This window comes from Pantoea sp. DY-15, assembly GCF_019795935.1.
In the GTDB taxonomy this organism is placed as follows: Bacteria; Pseudomonadota; Gammaproteobacteria; order Enterobacterales; family Enterobacteriaceae; genus Pantoea; species Pantoea leporis.
Genome location: NZ_JAIMIF010000002.1, coordinates 351,445 through 373,665 on the forward strand (window position 1 = coordinate 351,445; position 22,221 = coordinate 373,665).

Below are 22,221 nucleotides of genomic sequence, written 5' to 3' on the forward strand. Positions count from 1 at the left end.
TAGGTGGTCGCCATGAATGGCGACCCTACTTAATGATTGGCCATGCTTGTTGCGGGAACAGATAGAGCCGAATACTGAACAGATGGAACAGCGGCGTCAGCACCCTCTCGTCGTGCTTCGCCAGTTGTTCCAGCTTCAGCAACAGTAAATCCAGCTCCTCCTGCAAATCCGCATGCGGTGGGGTTTGCAGTGACTTCAGGCGGCGTTTGAGAAACAGCGCCAGCTCATGAAACATCTGTCCACTATCCAGATGATATTGCTGCAGCAGCTCTTTGTGGCGCGCGTAATAATCAAAACTGTTCACGCCCAGCCACACTTCCTTGAGCAACATGCCGGCTGAACGCATATCGGGATGCGGATCGAGCCGTAAGCGCGGCAACACCACATTCACTTTATCCAGCATCAGGCTGATAAAACGTTGCCGTCCCAGCAGTGATGAACCGTTTCGTTCCGTCTCTTTAATAAAGCGCAATAGCTCGCGCAGACCTTGTCGCACGGCGCGGCGCGCGGTCCAGGATGGACGTTTGTTGCGCATGATGGCGGTGATGATCACTGCAAACATCACGCCCGCCATGGTGGCAATCGCGTTATTGATTAGCAGGACCAAATCGGGTTTTAAATGGTGGCCGAGGCCGATAAAGCCGGGGATCTGAATCGCCACGCTCAGGCCTATCATGTTGGTCGAGGGCCGCGCGATCATCAGCGCCAGAATCATCAGTCCGGGCGCGAGACAAATCATCAGCGCCTCAAACGAAGTGGCTTGCGGCAGCAGCAACGCCACATAAATTACGCTGATAATGATCGCCACGATTACGCCGCGCACAAACAGCTTCATCGAGGTCAGCGGCGTATCCTGGCTGGCGAGCAATGAGCAGAGAATCGCCGCCATCACCGGTGCCGATGCGCCATCACGCCAGCCCGATCCCATCCACAGCAAGCAGGAACCGAAGGTGGCACAGAACGCGGTTAACGCCGAAAGCCGAATTAGCCCTTTATCAAAAAAACGGTGCGTGCGTTTGCCGCGCGCCAGTGTGGTGTCGCCCGACAGGTCGCTCACCAATCCACCAACGCTTTGATAGGCCCCGGCAATACGGACAAAATCCGCCAGCCGTTCCATTAATCCGGTAAAAAGCAGCCAGTTTTCAGTAGGCAATTCGCCGTTTTGCCAGGCGAAGTTAAGTTCAGCCTGACAAGCGCTTAACGTCTGCTGGATGCCGCTGGTTTCCCCTACCGCTTCACCATCATTGAGCCACTGTAGAAACAGCTGAAAGGTTTGCGCCACGTTTTCCGGAAAGGCGATTTGCAGTATCGAGAGCCGCTGCAGGCGCATCTCAATAGCCGTGAGCGTCGGGATCAAATAGGAGAGATGTTGATACTGCACGCTCACCAGGCGAATCAGCCGCCGCGCGGCGTCACCTTCATAGACGCAGTGGGTGATCAGCACTTCTACCTGCTGCGGATGCGTTGCCATGCGGATCAGAATGTCGTCACGCTCGGGCGAACTGTCGCTGGGAATGCCGGAAAGCAGATCGCTGCACAGTTTGCGCGCGTTGAGATACCAGTGGCTGACGCTCTGCTCCAGCAGGCTGCGCATTGATACCGGAAACAGCAGCGCATGTACCAGGCTGCTGCAGACGATGCCGAGCGTGATCTCTTCTATGCGCGAAATCACCGTGCTGGTGATCGACAGCGGCGTGGTGACTTCCGGAAACCCCATGATCGCCGCGCTGTAACCGGCCAGCATAAACACGTAACTCTTTGGCGTGCGGTCGTGCAGTGACAGATAGAGGCAAACGCTGACCCATAGCGAAATGCAGAAACAGAACAGCAGCGGATGCTGCACGGTCGGCGGAAAGATAAAGAAGACGAATACGCCGCCCAATAGTGTCCCCAGAAGACGGAACACCGATTTGGAAATGGTTGAGGCTGAATAGAGTTGTGACGCGAGCAACACCGTGGTCACCGCCCACGCCGGTTTATCCAGATTCAGTTCGAGTGCGAAATAGAGTGCCAGAAAGGCGGCCAGACAGGTTTTTACAGCAAAAAAAACGGCGTTTTTTGAAAACCACTGCATGACACGGTGACCAGGATGTACTGAATGTTGCGTATCCTGCCAGAATGTGAAAAAGCCTCACCTCGATAAATATGTCGAATTATTTCGTAATCGAAAACCATGTTCATCGCGCAGATTGTGCGTTGCGCAAATCCGTTAGCGTCGCTAATGAAAATCCACGACAAAGATGCGGTTTTGTCGCTAATTTACACACCATCAACGTTTTGAGCCGCTTTAGGGCGGTTCAGTTATCAGGCCGATAAATGTGTGCTGGATCACATTTTGTTGAAATGTGCCCTTTTTGGCTTCTTATCCATAAAATAATTTCGCGCAGCGACATGTACTAATATCGTCGGGATTTTCTCAGTGTGTGTATTTATGCATGCAAGGTCGCCATGAATGGCGACCCTACGGGGAGATGTGTACTTTTTTAACCGCAGCGATGGTAATATTTGCGCGCTGAATAATGCGAAGAACTCTCGGGAACGCAGTATGTTACGTAAACATCAACTTCATCGGGAAGCCGACGTACTGCTTTCCCTGCTCCATATCTGCAAAATCGTCGTAACTGCCCTATTTCTGCTGCTGTTTATTTCTCGCTCAGCAATTGCTGAAATAAAAGACGATAAAGCCAATCGCATTGTCAGCGGTATTATTAGTTTTACCCATTGGCCGGGTTTAACCGGCGCGCCACAACTCTGCGTATTTTCCTCCGCGCAACATCTCTCATTGCCACAAAATAGTGTGCCTTCAGCCGTTCCGTTTAGCGTGGTTTATCTCGCCAGTGAAAGTGAACTGGCAACGCAGCATTGCGATGCGGTCTATTTTGGCGATCAGACGCCGCAACAACAGGTTGAACTTTTTAATCACCTCAAAGGTAAGGCGGTATTAACCCTCGCTGAAAACAATGCGGAATGTACCATTGGCGCCGCCTTCTGCCTGATTTTTAAACCCGACCACACGCTGTTCTCAGTCAACCTTGATTCGCTTGCCAGGAGCGGCGTCAAGGTGAGTCCGGACGTACTGTTGCTGTCCCGCAATGGAAGCAAATAAGATGAAAATAGAAAATTCACTAAATGACAAATCATCGATTCGTAACAAGCTGCGCAAGATTAGCACCATCAACTCTGCGGTGATTTTATTGCTGTGCTGGCTGCTGCTCTCATCGACTTCCCTGCTGTTTATTAAAAGCTACGAGAAAAGAAATCTGGAATTAATTGCCGCCACGCTCAGCACCACGCTGACGGCCGCCACGGTATTTGAAGACAGCTACGACGCGCATAATAAAATCGCGCGCCTCGGCAATGAAGGCATGTTCGATTCCGCCAAACTGGTGACTGACGATCACACTGTTTTAGTTGACTGGCATGATCGACAAGAACAGACCGGCTGGTATCCGCGATTATTACGTGAGTGGATTTATCTTAAACCGCTCAGCGTTAATATTAACCACTCGGAAGCCAATGTCGGTACGCTGACGCTGGAAGGCACCGTTACCGGTGCGGCCGATTTCATCCGTTATTCGCTGATGATTCTGACCAGCGGCATGCTGTGCGTGTTAATCATCTCCTTCCTGCTGAGTGAATTTCTCCATCGCGGCATACTTGCCTCGTTGCGTAATATCACCAGCTCGATCCACTACGTGATCCATTCTGGTGATTTTTCCTTACGTATCCCGGAAAGCCCGACGCGCGAATTTCAGCTGTTTTCCAATGACCTCAACTCGTTGCTGACAGAGATGCAGACGCTGCAGGCTTCTCTGATCCGCGATAATCGCACGCTGGCCGCCAAAGCGCTGGAAGACCCGCTAACCGGCCTCGCCAATCGCGCCGCCTTTGTGGCGCGTTTAACCCAACTGCTCGATCAGCAACTGGCGAAAGAGCGCTTTGCTTTGCTGTTTCTCGATGGCGATCGCTTTAAAAGCATCAATGATAACTGGGGCCATGCCGCCGGTGATGAAGTACTTAAAGCGATTGGTTCGCGCCTTTCCGCATTGGCATATAAACAGGATTTAGTCGCGCGTTTAGGCGGCGATGAGTTCGCCATGCTGGTGAGCAGCCGCGCCAGCGAGGCGCAATTGCAGTTGCTGATGCAGGATATTAATGAAGCCATCAGCCAGAAAATAGTTATTGCTGAAGGCACTCCGATTTCCACCTCGGTGACCATTGGCTACGCCTGGTCGCAGCACGGCGATACGGTTGAGTCGATTCTGGAACGCGCAGATACGAACATGTACAAAAATAAGGGAAAGAGTAAGGTGCGGAGATGAAGATGAAAATTTTCCTGATGGTGTGTGTGCTGGCGCTGGTCGGTTGCCAGGCAAAGGGACGTTTCAGCGATGAACAGATCGCGGCGATGCGTAATGCCGGTTTCAGCCAAAATAGCGAAGGTTGGGGATTAGGTTTGTCGGACAAAATTCTGTTTGGCGTCAACGAATCTGAGCTCACTCCCGCCAGTAAAAACACCATTCAGACAATGGCGAAAAATCTGGCGACGACCGGCATTAAGCATGTGCGTATTGATGGTCATACCGATAATTACGGCAAAGCGGATTACAACCAGCAGCTGTCGTTGAAAAGAGCCAACGCCGTTGCGACACAATGGGCGCAAGGCGCAGCAATTCCGCGCGAAAATATCGTTACGCGCGGCTTAGGAATGAGCGCGCCGATTGCCAGCAACAATAACCCGCAGGGCCGGGCGCAAAACCGCCGCGTGGCGATTGTGATTACGGCGCCGTGATGATCTGGCGCTCGACTGCATAATCGTACAAACGGTCGCGCGCTAAATTTTTCATTTTCACTTCGCACATAATATCGAAGGCATCAAACGACAGCGCCCAATCATTTAAGCTTTGATTGAAGTAATAATCGGCATGGGCGCGAAGTTTGGTTTTCGACACCGCTAAATCCTGCTGATCCGGGAAACCGTGATCGGGAATCAAACCTTCCTGCGCAATCGAATAGTGCAAAACTGGCCGCACACCGCGCCACGACGCTTTTATCAGCGCGATGCGCGCATCATCAGCCTGAATATAGTGATTCTCTTTCACCCAATGATGGTGAATATCCAGCACTACCGGACACAACTCACGCGCCTGCAACACATCGTCCAGCGAACAGGATATTTCATCATTTTCCACCGTTAGCATATTGCGCGCTTCAGGAGTGAGCCGCAGAAACGCGGCGCGGAAGCCCTCAAAGCCCTTTTTGCCGTTCATATGGATGTTGATTTTGAAATCCTGAAACTGTCGGCCATAACCCATTAATACCGCACAGGTGGCGTGATACTCCACATCCTCAATCGCGCGATCGACCACGCCATCATTATCGGAGGCCAGCACCGTATATTGGCCGGGGTGGAATGAAAGCCGAATATTATTAGCGCGCGCCAGCTCGCCGCAGCGGCGTAGTAACGGCGTAAGATCGGGCAATAATTCCCCGTACAGCTGAGTCGCTTGCGGCACCGTGTAAAGCGGCAATAGATCGCTGCCGATGCGCATCATGCGCAGCGCGTCGGGCTGCGTGGCCAGCTTTTCAAGCGTGAGAGTGAGATTTTGCAGATTGTTTTGCGCCAGTTGGTTTAGCAGCGTGATGCGTGATTCATCATCGAGACTAAGAAAGCGCGTGCGGGTGGTGCTTTTGAAGGGATACGGCTGTTTAGCCTGTTGATCCAGATACTTACAAGCAAAGCCTAATTTCATTTCATCCCCCGTTTAATCAGCGTGAAAGTGTAGCTGCGATCGGAGAAAGTGCCAGGTGCGCATCGAGGCGCACCTGGCTGAGATCACACGTCCGGGAAGGTCATATTGCTGCCCGGCGCTTCACGATGCAGGTGGATAAAGTTCAGGTGACGTTCGTACTGATCGAGAATATCGATGATCACCTGCTCTTTGTTGTAGTCCATCAAATCATTGCCCTGGCTGCCTTCCAGCAAGAAGGTTTCCAGGCGGTAATAGGTCGATTTACCGCTACGTGCGCGATAGGTAAAGCCCGGTACCGAATACTGCTGTGGCCAGATTTGATAAACGAAATCCTGCTCCTCGCCCAGCAACACGCGCAGATCAAGGTGGCCCAGCGGCTGCCCTTCTTCTGGCTCGGCACGCTCCAGCGATACACGTCCACCGCGCAGCTCCAGCTCTTTCGCCACATCCTGCATCGCCGGGAACAGCACATCTTCCATCATCTTCTGCGTATAGCGCGTGCCCGGATAGTTCATCAGACGCGACAGGCGCTTCTTCCAACTCAGGCGATCGTTACTGGCTGAAATGTACGGCGCAGTGTCGCGGCTGGCGCTGGCGCGGCGGTGATCTTCCACCTTCAGCGATTTATACAGCCCGGCCATCACAAAGAAGATCACAAAGCTAAACGGTAAGCCCATGATCACCGTGGCGTTCTGCAAGGCAGAAATCCCGTTGGTCATCAGCATGCCCATCGTCAGCACACCAATCGCAATCGACCAGAAGATACGCAGCCAGTTTGGTGCATCGCTGTTGATGTCTTTCAGCTTCGAGGTGAAGTTACCCAGCACCAGCGAACCGGAATCCGCCGACGTCACGTAGAACAGCATGCCGGTGATGGTGGCCACCGAAGCACTGAATTTAAACGCCGGATACTGCGCCAGCAGGCTGTAGAAGCCGCGTTCGGCATGCGCCATCACTTCCTGCGCAAAGCCGGCGTCACCGTGAATGATTTCATATAGCGCCGCGTTACCAAACACCGACAGCCACAGCAGCGTAAAGGTGAACGGGATAATCAGCGTACCCAGCACGAACTCACGAATGGTACGACCGCGCGAAATACGTGCCAGGAACAGACCGACAAATGGCGACCAGGCAACCCACCACGCCCAGAAGAACAGCGTCCAGCTATTCATCCACTCGCGTGGCTGATCGAAGGCAAAGGTATTCAACGTCATGCCCATAAAGCGATTGACGTAATCACCAACGTTTAGCACCAGTGCGTTGAGCAGGAAATCGGTCTTGCCCATAAACAGCACGAACAGAATTAAGCCCAGCGCCAGCGCGACGTTCAGCTCAGAAAGAATACGGATGCCTTTATCCACGCCGGATGTTACTGAGATGGTGGCGATGATCACTGACAGCACAATTAGCGCGGCCTGCGCCGTGAAACCTTCCGGCACATCGAACAGCACGTTGAGGCCGTAGTTCAGCTGCACCACACCAATTCCCAACGTGGTGGCGATACCAAAGATGGTGCCGATCACCGCAGCGATATCAACCGTGTGACCAATCGGGCCATTAATGCGTTTGCCGAAAATCGGATAGAGCGCCGAACGGATGGTGAGCGGCAGGTTGTAGCGATAGCTGAAGTAGCCGAGCGCGATGCCCATTAATGCGTACATCGACCAGCCGGTGACGCCGTAGTGGAACAGCGTCCACACCATCGCCTGACGCGCGGCTTCCATGGTCTGCCCTGCACCTTCTGGCGGCTGCATGTATTGGGTTACCGGCTCGGCAACCGAGAAGAACATCAGGTCAATACCGATGCCGGCGGCAAACAGCATCGCCGACCAGCTCAGCAAACTGAACTCGGGTTTAGATTGCTCCGGCCCCAGCTTGATAGCGCCGTAGCGCGAACACGCCATGTAGATGACGAACACGATGTACAGCGTGGCAGCGAGCATGTAGTACCAGCCAAACGTAGAGGTGACCCAATTAACGGCGGTCAGAAGCCAGCTGGCAGCGAGTTCGCTGTAAAAAATCGTGACAAGTGAAAATGTCAGAATCAGTCCGGCGGAGGTGTAAAACACCACAGGATTGATTCTGTCTTTTTCACTGGCAGGTGGATTAATCATCGATTACCTCTGGTTAATTTCCTGTAGTACGTGCCAAAGAAGCTCGCGGAGATCGCCATTAACGGCATCCCGACGAGGCAAAATGCGGTTTTCGTGGGATGCGCGTGCATACGCATCCGCTGAGTCCCTTCGCTTCCCCGCTTCGTTTTTGTAACAATCCAAGCACAGCATCCTAACAAATTTCTTTTTTATATTGAACGTGCAATCAAAAAAAGTTTTAATAGCGTTCTAAGATTGAAGTGGAGCTGGAGTGTTATGCCAAAGGTGGGAATGCAGCCGATACGTCGTCGGCAACTGATTGATGCGACCCTGAGCACCATCAACGAAGTCGGGATCAACGATGCCACCATTGCGCAGATTGCGCGACGTGCTGGCGTATCGACAGGCATCATTAGCCACTACTTCAAAGACAAGAACGGTCTGCTGGAAGCCACGATGCGTGACGTAACACGTCAGCTACGTGATGCGGTAGCAGCAAGGTTAAAACCGCTGGCAGACGCCACAACGGAAGCGCGCCTGCTGGCGATAGTGGAAGGCAACTTTGATGATTCGCAGGTGCACAGCGCCGCAATGAAAGCCTGGCTGGATTTCTGGGCCAGCAGCATGCATCAGCCACAGTTGGGCCGCTTAGAACGCGTGAGCAGCCGTCGCCTGTTTTCCACGCTGGCAGCCGAGTTTCGACGCGTAATCCCGCGCGAAAAGGCGCGTCTGGCGGCACATGGCCTCGCTTCATTGATTGATGGCTTGTGGCTGCGCGCGGCGCTCAGCGGCAAACCGTTCGATTTGGCTATCGCCAGACAGCTCACCACCCAATTCATTCGTCAGCAATTGGCTGACCAGAATCACTGAGGAAGGAGAAATCATGTCCCGATTCACCGAGCAACACCTTTATATTGATGGCGCATTGGTTCCCGCTGCGGCTGGCAACACATTCCAGACCATCAACCCGGCGAACGGCGAAGTGCTGGCCGACGTGCATGAAGCGGAACGCGCAGATGTTGATCGCGCTGTTGCCGCCGCGAAAAAAGGCCAGAAAATCTGGGCGGCGAAGACCGCTATGGAGCGTTCACGCATCCTGCGTCGTGCGGTCGATATTCTGCGTGAACGCAATGATGAACTGGCCGCGCTGGAAACCCTTGATACCGGCAAACCGCTGAGCGAAACCCAATATGTGGATATCGTGACCGGTGCCGACGTGCTGGAGTACTACGCGGGCTTGATTCCTTCTCTGGAAGGCCAGCAAATCCCGCTGCGCGACACCTCTTTCGTGTATACCCGCCGCGAACCATTGGGCGTGGTGGCCGGTATCGGCGCGTGGAACTATCCGATTCAGATCGCTTTGTGGAAATCCGCGCCCGCGCTGGCTGCTGGTAACGCGATGATCTTCAAACCGAGCGAAGTCACGCCGCTAACCGCGCTGAAACTGGCAGAAATCTACTCCGAAGCGGGCGTACCAAACGGCGTGTTCAACGTGTTGAACGGTCGTGGCGCGGTTACCGGCCAGCTGCTCACCGATCATCCGGGCATTGATAAAGTCTCCTTCACCGGTGGCGTTGCCAGCGGTAAGAAAGTGATGGCCAATGCGGCCGGTTCGACGCTGAAAGACGTCACCATGGAGCTGGGCGGCAAATCTCCACTGATCATCTTTGACGACGCCGATCTCGACCTCGCCGCGGATATCGCGATGATGGCGAACTTCTACAGCTCGGGCCAGGTTTGCACCAACGGCACGCGCGTGTTTATCCCGGCTAATTTGCAAGCGGCGTTTGAAGCCAAAATCGCTGAGCGCGTGGCGCGTATTAAGGCCGGCGATCTCAACCATCCAGATACCAACTTCGGTCCGCTGGTGAGCTTCGCGCATCGCGACAACGTGATGCGCTTCATCGAATCTGGCATCAGCGAAGGTGCGCGTCTGCTGTGCGGCGGTAAACGTCTGAGCGGTGCGGCTTTCGATAACGGCGCATGGGTAGAACCGACCGTGTTCACCGACTGCCGCGATGAGATGACCATTGTGCGCGAAGAGATTTTCGGGCCAGTGATGTCGATTCTGACTTATGAAAGCGAAGAAGAAGTGGTTCGCCGCGCCAACGCTACTGAATTTGGCCTGGCGGCCGGTGTGGTAACCCAGGATCTCAACCGCGCGCACCGCGTGATTCACCAGATTGAAGCAGGTATCTGCTGGATCAATACCTGGGGCGAATCCGCCGCTGAGATGCCGGTGGGCGGTTACAAACATTCGGGTGTGGGCCGTGAAAATGGCCTGATGACGCTGCAAAACTACACGCAGGTGAAATCTGTACAGCTCGAAATGACCCGTTTTCAGTCCGTATTTTAATTTTGGCTTTTAACCTGAGGAACGACTAATGGAATTTGATTACATCATTATCGGAGCCGGATCCGCAGGGAACGTTTTGGCAACAAGACTGACCGAAGATAGCAGCGTCAATGTGCTGCTTTTAGAAGCGGGCGGCCCAGATTACCGCTTCGACTTCCGCACGCAGATGCCTGCGGCGCTGGCTTTCCCGCTGCAGGGAAAACGCTACAACTGGGCGTATGAAACCGAACCTGAGCCGTACATGAACAACCGTCGCATGGAGTGCGGACGCGGCAAAGGTTTGGGCGGTTCGTCGCTGATCAACGGCATGTGCTACATCCGTGGTAACGCGATGGATCTCGATAACTGGGCCAATGAGCCTGGTCTGGAAAACTGGAGCTACCTGAACTGCCTGCCCTACTATCGCAAATCTGAAACGCGCGATATCGGTGCCAATGATTATCACGGCGGCGAAGGTCCGGTGAGCATCACCACCTGTAAACCTGGCAATAATCCGCTGTTCGCGGCGATGATTGAAGCTGGCGTGCAGGCGGGTTATCCGCGCACTGACGACCTGAATGGCTACCAGCAGGAAGGTTTCGGGCCAATGGATCGTTTTGTGACGCCGAAAGGTCGCCGCTCCAGCACCGCGCGCGGTTACCTCGATACCGCAAAAACGCGTCCAAACCTGAAAATCGTTACCCATGCGACCACCGACCGCATTCTGTTTGAAGGTAAACGCGCGGTTGGCGTGCAGTATCTGCTGGGTTCCAGCAATACCTCGCACCAGGCGCATGCGCGCCGTGAAGTGCTGCTGTGCGCTGGTGCCATCGCCTCGCCGCAGATTCTGCAGCGCTCCGGTGTTGGTTCCGCTGAACTGCTGAAACAGTTCGATATCCCGCTGGTGCATGATTTGCCGGGCGTGGGCGAGAACTTGCAGGATCACCTCGAAATGTACCTGCAATATGAGTGCAAAGAGCCAGTTTCGCTCTACCCGGCCTTGAAGTGGTGGAACCAACCGAAAATCGGTGCGGAGTGGCTGTTTAATGGCACCGGTGTCGGCGCCAGCAACCACTTTGAAGGCGGCGGCTTTATCCGCAGTCGTGAAGAGTTCAGCTGGCCGAATATTCAGTATCACTTCCTGCCGGTGGCGATTAACTACAACGGCTCGAACGCGGTGGAAGCGCACGGCTTCCAGTGCCACGTTGGGTCAATGCGCTCACCGAGCCGCGGTCATGTACGCCTGAAATCACGCGATCCGCGTCGCCATCCAGCGATTCTGTTCAACTACATGTCACATGAGCAGGATTGGCAGGAGTTCCGCGATGCGATTCGTATCACGCGCCAGATCATCAACCAGCCGGCGCTGGATAAATATCGCGGTAAAGAGATCAGCCCTGGCCTGGATTGCCAGACCGATGAGCAGTTAGATGAGTTTGTGCGAAATCACGGCGAAACGGCTTATCACCCGTGCGGCACCTGTAAAATGGGTAACGACGAGATGTCTGTCGTCGATGGTGAAGGCCGCGTTCATGGCGTTGAAGCCCTGCGCGTGGTAGATGCTTCAATCATGCCGCTGATCATCACCGGTAACCTGAACGCGACAACCATCATGATCGGCGAGAAAATCGCAGATAACATTCGTGGTCGCCAGCCGCTGCCGCGCAGCGAAGCGGATTACTTTGTTGCCGGTGATAAACCGGTTCGCACTGAACCGATGCGTGGTTGAGGTTGATTTAGGGGCGACGTTGGTCGCCCTTTTCTTTGGTGGCTAACTAGCCCAATCCTGAAGATCCAAATCCACTACCCGAGCGAATACCCGCGTATTGTTAGTGACTAAAATTGTGCCTGCCGCAATGGCATGTCCGGCGATCGCCGCATCATTAGTACCCATCGGAGTACCAGACGCAGCCAAGGACATTGTCACTTTCGTCGTAGCATCTATAGCCGCGCTTCACTGTCACAACGACAATCGCACTGCTGCCAGGCTCACGATTAAGGAAACAATTAAAAGTATGTTGTAACTACAAACCTTAATGTTTGTCCCGTCGCATTTGTTCATACATAGCAACGCCCTCTTCATCTTTTCTGCTGATTTATCTGCTTCAATAAGCCTCCAATTTCGTGAGGATCCGCCATGAAGCGCCGCCATTTTTTGTCGTATCTCACTCTTTCCGCGCTGACAGTGCGCAGCGGGCTAATCTGGGCTGCTTCGAAACGCGTAACGACCCACATCTTACCGCTATGGCCAGATTTACCGCCGGGTGGTGGCGGTCCTGCTGGCGATCTGGTGATTTCAACCAAAGGCGCGCAGCGTAATATCGTACAGCCCACACTCACCGTATTAACGCCGCCCGCGCCGAATGGTCGCGCAGTATTGATTGCCGCAGGTGGCGGCTATACGCGTATTGAAATGGGCAAAGAAGCCTGGCCCGCCGCAGCCTGGTTGACGGCGCGCGAATATACCGCTTACGTACTGAGTTATCGTTTGCCGCATGAAGGCTGGAAAGATGGCGCGATGGTTCCACTGCAGGATGCACAGCGCGCACTGCGTCTGGTGCGGCAGCGTGAGAAACATGTCAGCGTGCTGGGATTTTCCGCTGGCGGTCATCTGCTCGGTATGGCGGTCACGCGAGCAGATTTTCGATCTTATAGGGCAACCGATGCCCTGGATAACCTGCCCGCCACGGCCGATCGCGCGGCGCTGATCTATCCCATCATCACGCTGGAAGCGCCTTACACCCACACTTCAACCCACAAAATGCTGGTTGGTAACCACGCGCCCGCCAGTGAAAACGCCGCATGGTCAGTGCAGGAGTTTGTCAATCCGCAATCGCCGCCCTTCTTTCTGGTGCAGGCAGAGGACGATCCGATCTCCGATCCGCATAACACGCTGATTATGGCTGACGCCTGTAAGCGTCATGTGCCGGTTGAGATGCATCGCTACAGCAGCGGCGGACATGGATTTGGTATGGGCAGGCCCGGCACGCCGACCATGGCGTGGCCAGAGCACTATGAAAAGTGGTTAAAGAGCTAATCCACCTCAACCGTTTGCTTGCTAATTAATCCCGCCAGCAAGGTCTGCGAACTGGCCACTGCACCAAAAATCCCGCCCTGCATATGGATCATGCTAAGCGCCGCTTCGTGGTGTTTCAGCTCCGTCGCCGCGCAGCAGTCTGACAACACCAAACACTCAAAGCCGCGATCGTTGGCCTCGCGCAGCGTGGTGTGGACGCAGACATCAGTGGTGATGCCGCTGATGATCAGATTGCGAATGCCGCGGCTGCGCAGAATCAGTTCGAGATCGGTAGCGTAAAACGAGCCTTTGCCCGGTTTATCGATAATGACTTCTCCCGGCAATGGCGCCAGTTCCGGGATAATTTCCCAGCCCGGTTCACCGCGCACCAGAATGCGGCCGCACGGACCGGGCGCGCCGATTTCCGCCTGCATGCGCCGGGATCGCCAACGCTTATTCGCAGGCAGATCACTTAAATCCGGCCGATGCCCTTCGCGCGTGTGGATGATCGGGAAGCCCAACTCGCGCATCGTTGCAAGCACCTGCTGCAGCGGCTTAATGGGCGCGCGCGTTAAGGCGATATCGTAGCCCATACTATCGACGTAACCGCCCTTACCGCAAAAATCGGTTTGCATATCGATAACGATCAGCGCGGTATCCTGTGGGCTGCAGCGACCGTCATACGGCCAAGAGTAAGGTGTTGAATCAATCGCGTAATCAGGCATTTTTTTCCTCCATCACAGTTACTGTGCTTTCGCCTTTCAGTTTCACAATCAGCGTGTAGCTGGCGGCGGCAGTCACCAGGCCAATCACCGCTTCACCGAACTGTGGGAAGGCGATGTGCGCAATCACCGCACACAAGCTACCAATCGCCCAGGCGGCAAAGGCGCTACCGCGCATGCGGCGCAATTGGCGCTGCTCGCTGATTTTCGCCATAAAGATCAAATCGACAATCATCACCGCGCCAAACGGCGGCACCACGATGCCGAGCAAACTCAGCCATTCGAGGAAATAGGACCACACGCCAGCCAGCGCCAGCGCCCCACCAATCACGCCAAGGATCACCGTCCACAGACGCATTTTGCTGCTGAACAGATGACTGAAGCCGACCGCGCCGTTATACAGGCAGTGCGTACACACCGAACCGAGATTGATGAACACAAACAGGAAGGCAATCACCGACAGCAGCATGCCGTGACCCATCAGCATTGGCAGGAAGTTGCCGCCGTTACTCGCTGGATCAACCGCCGCGCCCACCGCCACAATCACCACGCCAAACAGATAAGAGATGACGTTCGCCACCGGGAACGCTGAGAACGCGGCAATCACCGCCGATTTACCGTCTTTTGACCAGCGTGTGAAATCTGCCGTCATGGTGCCGGAATCGGCAAAACCGGCCACCACCATGGTGACGGCGGTGCCCATACTCATCGCGCCGACAGCGCTGCTGCTGCCGGTAAACTGCGTGATGGTGCTGAAATCGTGATCCTTACTGATCAGCCACAGCGCCACCAATCCCAACACCACAAACAGCGGCGCAGCGATCATGCCGAGCACGGACAATGCGCGCACGCCAAGGAAGGTGATGGCGGTGTACAGCACCATGGCAAACGCCGTTACCGCCAGCGCATTCCAGCCAAAGGTTTGATTAATCACCGTGCCGGTTAAACCGGTCTGGAAGGCGTACCAGCCGATCACCACAGTAGAAAGAAAGCCCGAAACCAAAATGTAGCCTTTGGTGCCAAAGGTCCGTTTCGCCTGTAGCGCGAAGTTCATGCCGGTATTACCGGCGAACCAGCTCAGCGCACCCACATAGGCAAACAGCACCAGATTACCCAGCAGAATGGCAATCAGCGCCGGCCAGAAGCCGAGATGCCAGGTAATGATGCCGCCAAATAGTGCATTGGTGAGGATCATCGGGAAACCAAACCACACCGCCGATACCGAACCCGTCGAGTGGCGATGGCTGAGCGGAACCGGTTCATGCTCGAACTCCTGCTCTAAAGCCGGTGAATTTTTGTTAGTCATGGGCAACTCCGATTGAAACAGGTGTGATGTGATTCCAGGGTTGTATGCGCTCGAACGCGGCACTCGCCGCCAGCACCAGGCCATCGTCCAGATGACGACCCACGATTTGCATGCCAATCGGCAATCCGCTGGCGGTAAAGCCCGCAGGAACAGACGCCGCCGGTTGGCCGGTGAAATTGAACGGGAAGCAGAATGAGAGCCAGTGATCGCTGCGCACCATGCGGCCATCGATGATCTCGGGTCCCTGCATATTAAGCGGGAACGGCGGCACCGCCAGCGTCGGCGACAGCAGCAGATCGTAATGCTGCATAAAACGCCACATCTGGTTACACAGCTTTTTGCGTGTGGTATTGGCGTCGGTAAAGGTTTCAGCGCGCCAGTCGCGTTGCAGCATGGCGCTGAGATGCGGTGACATGCGTGCCCCCAACTCGGCGTGCATGTGACGCATGCCGGTGAGATCGCTCTCAAAAGCCACCAGCGCGGCAAAGGTGGCACCTTCATCGGCGATACCGGGATCGACTTCATCCAGTTCAGCGCCGAGCTCACGGGCAAAACGACGCGCGGCTTGCGTGACAATGTCACGCACTTCGGGATCAACGGCGATGTAGCCGAAATCCGCGCTAAAAGCGATGCGCAGACCGCTCAGCGGTTTTTCCAGCGAGGCCAGCCAATCCACGTCGTTGCAGGGAATCGAGTGGCGATCGCGCATATCTGGCCCCGCCATCACCGACATCATCAGCGCGCTGTCGCGCACCGAACGCGTCATCGGGCCGATATGCTCCAGCGACTCCCAGCTGGAAACGCCGGGATAGCGCTCGTCGCGACAGCCCGGCCATAAGGGTACGCGCCCCATTGACGCCTTCAGACCAAACACGCCGCAGTGCGCGGCGGGAATTCTTACCGAACCGCCGCCGTCGCTGCCCAGCGCAATCGGACACAGGCGCGCCGCCAATGCCGCACCGGAACCGGCGCTCGATCCGCCCGGCGTTTTAGAGAGATCCCACGGATTACGCGGTGATGGAAACAGTGGATTGTGCCCAACGCCGCTATAGCCAAACTCCGGTGCGGTGGTTTTCCCCAGCAGCACCGCATCGGCCGCCAGCAGGCGCTCAACGGTGATGTCATCTTCTTCCGGGACAAAATCAGCGTAGGCATGCGATCCAGAAGTGGTTTTCACGCCTGCGGTACAAATCAGGTCTTTCACCGCCAGCGGAACGCCCGCCAGCGCCCCCAGCGTTTCGCCGCGCGCGCGTTTTGCATCAACAGCGGCCGCCTGTTGCAGCGCCAGCTTTGGCGTAGCGGTACAAAACGCCTGAATCTGCGGCTCGCGCTGCTCCATGCGATTGATGGCGGCTTGCGTCACTTCCTGCGCCGAAACGTCTCCGCCGCGAATTAACGCCGCCAGCGTAGTGGCATCTTCATCCAACAGTGCATCAAACATGCGAATACTCCCGATTTATCACTTATCGGAAACGTTGCAGTTTGCGTGCCAGAAAATTCCATAAACGAGGGCGTTAGCGGCCAGGCCAGATGGGATACGCTCTTGGATACAAGATCGAATACTTATGTTTCTTTACAATGCAGCGGTTGCGATAAGAAGCACGAAAATGGCGCAGCCATGCGCCACGATGGAGAGCGGCTTAATCGGCCGCAGGAATTAACGCATCCACAACCTGTTCGATCACTTCCACCACACGTTTGACGCGCTGCGGGATAAAGCGCGCATCCGGGAATACCGCGTAGAGAAAACGGTCTGGCAGACGATATTGCGGCAAGATGCGCACCAGCGAAGCTGATTTTAATGCCTCCTGCACCAGCGGTAACTGCATGCCGCCGACGCCGATGTCCGCCTGCAGCGCCTGCAACAACCCTTCGCTGCTATTGGCGCGAAACACGGTATTCACGGTTAGCGCTACGGTTTCCTGGTTGGATATCAGGCGCAGCGGTGCCTGTTTGTCGATACCGCTAAAGCGAACATGCGGATGCGCGGCCAGCTCTGCCAGCGAGGTAATCGGTGTTGCGCGTACCCGCTCAGGCGCAGCAAACAGCGGCGTTTCAATACGCGCCAGTAAGCGCGCCGGAAACATCTCAGGCGGCATTTCACTCAGGCGCAACGCGATATCCACGCCTTCACTCACCAGTTCGGCCACGCGATCGTCGAGCGCGATGGTCAGATGCAGTTCTGGGTTCACGCGTTGCAGCGCCAGCAAAGGCGGCAGCAAGCGCTGGCCTAATCCGCTGGGTAATTGGATATGCACGCTGCCTTGCAGCGCTTGCTGCGCCGGGCGCAACTGGCTTTCAACATCCTGCATCGCGGCCAGCAGCGGCTGCATCTGCTGTAAGTATCGCTCGCCCTGCTCAGTCAATTTCATCGCGCGCGTGGTGCGGTGCAACAACACGACGCCGAGTTCTTCCTCCAGCGCCGCGATTTGCTGGCTCACGGCGGATTGCTTCATCCCGCTCAGGCGCGCTGCTGCCGAAAACGATCCGGCTTCCGCCACGCGAAGGAAAGTATTGATGGCATTGAGTTTATTATTCATTTAATGATTTTTCTGATAAGTGGCATCTGGATAGTGGGATATCAGCAATAAAAATAATAGATAACACTGTGCCTGTCTTGTTCACAGGAGAATCATCATGTCGCAAACACATCACGTCGCGCTGGTCGCGGGCGCAACCGGCATTGTCGGCAGTGAGTTGGTAAAAACGCTGCGTCAGCAGGATTGGCAGGTGATCGGCCTGACGCGCCAGCCTGCAATCTCAACGCAGGATATCCCTTTCATCCATGTCGATCTGCTGGATGCGCAGCACAGTACACAGGCGCTGGCCCCGCTTAATCAGGTCACGCATATTTTCTACAGCGCCTGGCTGAATGCTGCCAACTGGCGTGAAATGGTCGAACCCAACGTGACGATGCTGCGCAATCTGGTGGTTAACATCGATAAAATCGCGCAGTTGCGCAGCGTCAGTTTGATGCAGGGATACAAAGTGTATGGCGCGCATCTGGGACCGTTCAAAACGCCCGCGCGCGAAAGCGATCCCGGCGTCGCGGGAGCCGAATTCAATGCGCAACAGCTGCGTTGGCTAAGTGACTTTCAGCGCGGTAAAAGCTGGCACTGGCACGCCTTGCGTCCCGGTGTGGTCGGCAGCGCGGTACCCGGTAATGCCATGAACCTGGCGCTGAGCATCGCGCTCTACGCATCGCTGTGTAAAGCTCAGGACTTACCGCTGCGTTTCCCCGGTTCATCACATGCCTGGCACAGTATGGTCGATCATACCGATGCGGGATTACTCGCGCAGGCCACGCTGTGGGCGGCCAATGCGCCTGGCGCGCGCAATCAAGCTTTCAACGTTAACAACGGCGATTTATGGCGCTGGAGTGAGCTGTGGCCTGCGATTGCCCGGTGGTTTGAACTGGAAAGCGCGCCGGCGGTGAATCTGTCGTTTTCTCAGCTGTTTCAGGATTACCGCGCGCTATGGCAAACCATCGCTATAGAACATCAGCTGATAGAGCCAGATATCTTGCAGCTGAATGATGGGCAGTTTGCCGATTTTGTTTTTGGCTGGGATTACGACATGTTTGGTGATGGCAGTAAAATACGGCGCGCGGGTTTTAACGGCTATCAGGCAACGGATGAGATGTTCTTTGCTCTGTTTGCGCAGTTACGCAGCGCACGAATCATTCCTTAAGCCGCGTCAGGGAAGCCCCCGCTTCCCTTTTTAGGTCAGCATGAAAAGGTCATATCCCGCTCCACATTATCGCTATATACTCCAATGCATATCGAATTAAGGAGCGACTATGCACATCTCTTTTAACCGGATTATTATCGCCGGTCTGCTCACTTTTACCTCTTTACACAGCTATGCCAGCCGCGTGGTGACCGATCAGATTGGTCGTCAGGTGACGATTCCCGACAACATCGATCGCGTGGTGGTGCTACAACATCAAACTCTGAACCTGCTGGTGCAGCTCAACTCCACCGATAAAATTGTCGGTATCCTGGCGAACTGGCAACAGCAGCTGGGCGAAGGTTATGCGCAGCTGGTGCCGGAACTCACGCACAAAGCGATGCTGGGTGATTTAACGCATGTCGATTTGGAGCGGCTGGTGGCGCTGCATCCGCAAGTAGTGTTTGTCACCAACTATGCGCCGAAGGAGATGATCGACCAGATTTCTGCCTTGGGCATTCCGGTGCTGGCGATCTCACTGCGTCGCGATGATCCCGGTCAGCAAGGCAAAATCAATCCCAGCATGCAGAACGAAGATCAGGCCTACGATCTCGGTATTAAGGAAGGCATCACGCTGATAGGCAAGGTAGTTAATAAGCCAAAGCAGGCGCAGGAGCTGATTGATGCCGCGTTTGCCGGCCGCAAAATCGTCAGCGACCGTCTGAAAAATCTGCCCGATCAGCAGCGCGTGCGCGCCTATATGGCGAATCCCGACCTCACCACTTACGGCTCGGGCAAATACACCGGCTTGATGATGGCGCATGCGGGCGCATTCAATGTCGCTGCCGCGACCGTACAGGGTTTCAAACAGGTCAGCATGGAACAGGTTGTGGCATGGAATCCGCAGGTGATTTTTGTGCAGGATCGTTATCCAAATGTGGTGCAGGAAATCCAGCAAGATGCGCGCTGGCAAACCATTAATGCAGTGAAAAATCATCAGGTGTGGCTAATGCCGGAATACGCCAAAGCCTGGGGCTATCCGATGCCGGAAGCGATTGGCCTCGGCGAACTGTGGATGGCGAAAAAGCTCTATCCGGAAAAATTCCGCGACATCGACATGCAACAACAAGCTGATCGCTGGTATCAGCGCTTTTACCGGACGCACTATCATGACAACGCTGAAGATTCTGGCAGCCGGTAGTTTGCGCGCGGCGTGGCCGGATGTGGTGGCGGCATTTACCTCGCTCTCCGGCATCGCGGTGAACACCGATTTTGGTCCGGCGGGCATGCTGCGCCAGCGTATTGAGGCGGGCGAACCGTGCGACTTTTTTGCATCTGCAAATCGACTGCATCCTGAAGCGCTGTTGCAGCAAGGATGCGCAACAGAAGTGGGATTATTTGCCGCCAACTCGCTGTGCCTGACGGATAAGCGTGACGTTGTCACGCATGATGATGACTGGTTAGCGCTGCTTTGTCGGAATAATTTACGCTTAGCCACTTCGACGCCGCTAAGCGATCCTTCGGGCGATTACACCTGGCAACTGTTTGAAAATATTGAGCAACGTCATCCGGGATTGGGAAGCACGTTGAAAGCCAAAGCGCGCACCTTGGTTGGCGGCCCGAATAGTGTAACAGTGCCCGCCGGTAAGCTGGCGGCGCAGTGGCTAATCGAACAGCAGCACGCGGATATGTTTATCGGCTACGCCAGCTATGCGCCGCGTTTGCGTGGCTGCCCACAACTTGAGGTGTTGGATATCCCTGCGCCTTATAACGTGCAGGCCAGATACGGCTGGGCATGCTGCTCTGAAGTCGCACAGCCCTTCGCGGCATTTCTCTCTTCAGTCACGGCGCAGACCATCTTGCGCTTACACGGTTTTGCATCGGTTACGGATCCGTAGCCGAACGCTTATTACTGAGCTGATGCTGAAGCCAACTCATCGCCCTTTTATAACGGCTAAAGCGCTGTGCTGGCGCCAAAACCTGGCGCAGTAGCAGGCAATAATCCATCACCAATCCCGGCGTCCAGGTCATGCCTTCGGCGCGGCTGCGCACCAGGCTTAACAGCCAGAAGTCGGGATTGAACAGCACCCATAACCCTTGCAAGCCTCGCTCACCGAGTAGACCTTCGGTTGCGACATCCAGCGCCTGAATCACACTGGTTGAACAGTTACGTGACGTCAGGTTGTAGCGCGTATCGTGGGCGTTGCTGAACCAGAAATTGCGTAGCGCCTGCTGATTGTAGTGTGGCAACGTCAGGCGTTTGTCAGGCCGACACCACGCCTTGATCTCTTTCTCCAGTGAAAGCAGGTAGCAACCTTCCACATCAAACTCCTCTTTCGCGCGCAACGTTTTCAGAAAGCCGCGAAAATCGCGGGAAACGTCATCCGCAGGATAGAGGCTGATGTAAATCTCTTCGCCCATCTCCAGCGAAGTATGGCCGGTAGAGACTTCGCCGCGATGGTCAATTGCCGCCACCCAGCGATCAAACCACGGACGGCGTCCTGCCACATCACCCGAACCTACCGGCGTCCAGATGTAAACGTTAAGCGGCGTGCTCACCGCATGCTGACTCAGCGGCGGATGCACATACCCTAATCCGTGAGGCGCACGCAAACCGGAACGCGTAAACAGCGGCAATGCGGTGACGCTGGTGTTGACGGGCAAGGCGTGGATTTGTGCTGTCATCATTAACAGATTGATACCCCAACCCAACAGCAACAGGGCAAAACAGAGCGGCACAATGGCATGCGGTGATAACGGCCAGCTGGTGGCAATCATCACGCTGAACACCAGTTCGGTACAGCCAAGCGTTAATTTGCGCGTCCAGCGCCGACAGCGCATCAGGCAACATGAGATGATGCGGAATCCGCCATCGAGTAAAAACACCGCTGCGAATGCCAGTGAAAGGCAAACGCCGCTGTCGTGGGGGGCAAGAAACACCAGCGCGCCAAACATTAGCAATACGGTCGATTTCAGCAGTGACGGCCAGGCGATACCGGCAGGCGCATAGAACGCATTCAGCACCTCCGCTCCGGCTTCTAACGTGAGAAACATCCCTAATAGCTGCAAGGGAAATGAAACCGTTCCATGTTGCAGCAGATCCATTACGATCCCGGCACTTGCCCCGACACACATCACACCTAACGCGGCGAGATACGGCCAGCCGGATCTCAGTGCCGGCCCACCCATCAGCATAAACAGTAATCGCAACAAATGAACACTCCAGCGCTTAACTCAAAGCTCAGTACGCTCTGTAGACGTGGGCAATCCGCAGGAGTTCGGCGATCGCCCTCTAATTCTGACTTCGTTTACTGATGGTTGTAACAA

At 55.1% G+C, this 22,221-nt stretch carries 18 protein-coding genes and 1 pseudogene; 10 read left to right on the top strand and 9 right to left on the bottom strand.

The features are described 5' to 3' along the window. Positions 1-25: 25 nt before the first annotated feature. Positions 26-2,074 (bottom strand): FUSC family protein, encoded by a 2,049-nt coding sequence (locus K5Y32_RS10320; RefSeq protein ID WP_222183430.1) that lies wholly within the window; start codon positions 2,072-2,074, stop codon positions 26-28. A gap of 378 nt (positions 2,075-2,452) precedes the next feature. Between K5Y32_RS10320 and K5Y32_RS10325 the strand changes: the two genes are divergently transcribed. From K5Y32_RS10325 to K5Y32_RS10335, 3 genes are read left to right on the top strand one after another with little or no spacing between them, the layout of a single operon-like run. After that, positions 2,453-3,106: a YfiR family protein gene (locus K5Y32_RS10325; RefSeq protein WP_255602549.1), complete on the top strand. Its 654-nt coding sequence runs from the start codon at positions 2,453-2,455 to the stop codon at positions 3,104-3,106. A gap of 1 nt (position 3,107) precedes the next feature. Then, the gene (locus K5Y32_RS10330; RefSeq protein WP_110866835.1) at positions 3,108-4,322 is read left to right on the top strand and encodes a diguanylate cyclase domain-containing protein; all 1,215 of its coding nucleotides are present in this window, start codon (positions 3,108-3,110) and stop codon (positions 4,320-4,322) included. Further along, positions 4,319-4,792 (top strand): OmpA family protein, encoded by a 474-nt coding sequence (locus tag K5Y32_RS10335; protein ID WP_101761560.1) that lies wholly within the window; start codon positions 4,319-4,321, stop codon positions 4,790-4,792. The genes K5Y32_RS10330 and K5Y32_RS10335 overlap by 4 nt, the downstream gene beginning before the upstream one ends. Here K5Y32_RS10335 and uvsE read toward each other — a convergent pair. Both uvsE and K5Y32_RS10345 read right to left on the bottom strand, forming a co-directional pair. Then, positions 4,779-5,753 carry a UV DNA damage repair endonuclease UvsE gene (gene uvsE / locus K5Y32_RS10340; protein WP_192413094.1) on the bottom strand — a complete coding sequence of 325 codons (975 nt, stop codon included), beginning with the start codon at positions 5,751-5,753 and terminating at the stop codon, positions 4,779-4,781. The genes K5Y32_RS10335 and uvsE overlap by 14 nt on opposite strands. Positions 5,754-5,836: 83 nt before the next feature. Further along, entirely contained in the window at positions 5,837-7,867 is a 2,031-nt protein-coding gene (locus tag K5Y32_RS10345) for a choline transporter (RefSeq protein ID WP_222183431.1), read from the bottom strand. 255 nt (positions 7,868-8,122) lie between these two features. Here K5Y32_RS10345 and betI point away from each other — a divergent pair, with 255 nt between their 5' ends. From betI to betA, 3 genes are read left to right on the top strand one after another with little or no spacing between them, the layout of a single operon-like run. Continuing rightward, complete coding sequence (gene betI, locus K5Y32_RS10350) at positions 8,123-8,716, top strand: transcriptional regulator BetI (protein ID WP_101761563.1); 594 nt, start codon at positions 8,123-8,125, stop codon at positions 8,714-8,716. A 13-nt stretch (positions 8,717-8,729) separates the two neighbouring features. Then, a complete protein-coding gene (gene betB / locus K5Y32_RS10355; protein ID WP_222183433.1) occupies positions 8,730-10,202 on the top strand; it encodes a betaine-aldehyde dehydrogenase in 1,473 nt (490 codons plus the stop codon). Positions 10,203-10,230: 28 nt separating this feature from the next. Further along, on the top strand, positions 10,231-11,910 hold the full coding sequence (gene betA, locus K5Y32_RS10360) for a choline dehydrogenase (RefSeq protein ID WP_222183435.1): 1,680 nt from the start codon (positions 10,231-10,233) through the stop codon (positions 11,908-11,910). Positions 11,911-11,952: 42 nt separating this feature from the next. On the opposite strand, the pseudogene K5Y32_RS24890 reads toward betA, so the two are convergent. Next, positions 11,953-12,132: pseudogene (locus tag K5Y32_RS24890) on the bottom strand (VapC toxin family PIN domain ribonuclease); the annotation flags it as partial. A 186-nt stretch (positions 12,133-12,318) separates the two neighbouring features. On the opposite strand from K5Y32_RS24890, the gene K5Y32_RS10365 reads away from it, so the two are divergent. Continuing rightward, positions 12,319-13,218, top strand: a complete 900-nt coding sequence (locus tag K5Y32_RS10365) for an alpha/beta hydrolase (RefSeq protein WP_222183438.1) — start codon at positions 12,319-12,321, stop codon at positions 13,216-13,218. Here K5Y32_RS10365 and K5Y32_RS10370 read toward each other — a convergent pair. The 4 genes from K5Y32_RS10370 to K5Y32_RS10385 form a co-directional block, all read right to left on the bottom strand. Beyond that, positions 13,215-13,922, bottom strand: a complete 708-nt coding sequence (locus K5Y32_RS10370) for a cysteine hydrolase family protein (RefSeq protein ID WP_101761567.1) — start codon at positions 13,920-13,922, stop codon at positions 13,215-13,217. The two genes, K5Y32_RS10365 and K5Y32_RS10370, sit on opposite strands and share 4 nt — an antisense overlap. Then, positions 13,915-15,225, bottom strand: a complete 1,311-nt coding sequence (locus tag K5Y32_RS10375; RefSeq protein WP_222183440.1) for a cytosine permease — start codon at positions 15,223-15,225, stop codon at positions 13,915-13,917. Before K5Y32_RS10375 ends, K5Y32_RS10370 begins: the two co-directional genes overlap by 8 nt. Then, a complete protein-coding gene (locus K5Y32_RS10380; RefSeq protein ID WP_222183442.1) occupies positions 15,218-16,666 on the bottom strand; it encodes an amidase in 1,449 nt (482 codons plus the stop codon). Before K5Y32_RS10380 ends, K5Y32_RS10375 begins: the two co-directional genes overlap by 8 nt. A gap of 199 nt (positions 16,667-16,865) precedes the next feature. Continuing rightward, positions 16,866-17,765 (bottom strand): LysR family transcriptional regulator, encoded by a 900-nt coding sequence (locus K5Y32_RS10385; RefSeq protein WP_222183444.1) that lies wholly within the window; start codon positions 17,763-17,765, stop codon positions 16,866-16,868. Positions 17,766-17,862: 97 nt separating this feature from the next. Here K5Y32_RS10385 and K5Y32_RS10390 point away from each other — a divergent pair, with 97 nt between their 5' ends. The 3 genes from K5Y32_RS10390 (at position 17,863) to K5Y32_RS10400 (ending at position 20,792) form a co-directional block, all read left to right on the top strand. Further along, complete coding sequence (locus K5Y32_RS10390; protein WP_222183446.1) at positions 17,863-18,915, top strand: SDR family oxidoreductase; 1,053 nt, start codon at positions 17,863-17,865, stop codon at positions 18,913-18,915. Between the two features lie 109 nt (positions 18,916-19,024). Beyond that, a complete protein-coding gene (locus K5Y32_RS10395; protein WP_222183448.1) occupies positions 19,025-20,095 on the top strand; it encodes an ABC transporter substrate-binding protein in 1,071 nt (356 codons plus the stop codon). After that, the gene (locus tag K5Y32_RS10400; protein WP_222183450.1) at positions 20,064-20,792 is read left to right on the top strand and encodes a substrate-binding domain-containing protein; all 729 of its coding nucleotides are present in this window, start codon (positions 20,064-20,066) and stop codon (positions 20,790-20,792) included. The genes K5Y32_RS10395 and K5Y32_RS10400 overlap by 32 nt, the downstream gene beginning before the upstream one ends. Here the strand turns inward: K5Y32_RS10400 and K5Y32_RS10405 are convergent. Then, positions 20,779-22,107 (bottom strand): HdeD family acid-resistance protein, encoded by a 1,329-nt coding sequence (locus K5Y32_RS10405; protein ID WP_222183452.1) that lies wholly within the window; start codon positions 22,105-22,107, stop codon positions 20,779-20,781. The two genes, K5Y32_RS10400 and K5Y32_RS10405, sit on opposite strands and share 14 nt — an antisense overlap. Positions 22,108-22,221: the final 114 nt, after the last annotated feature.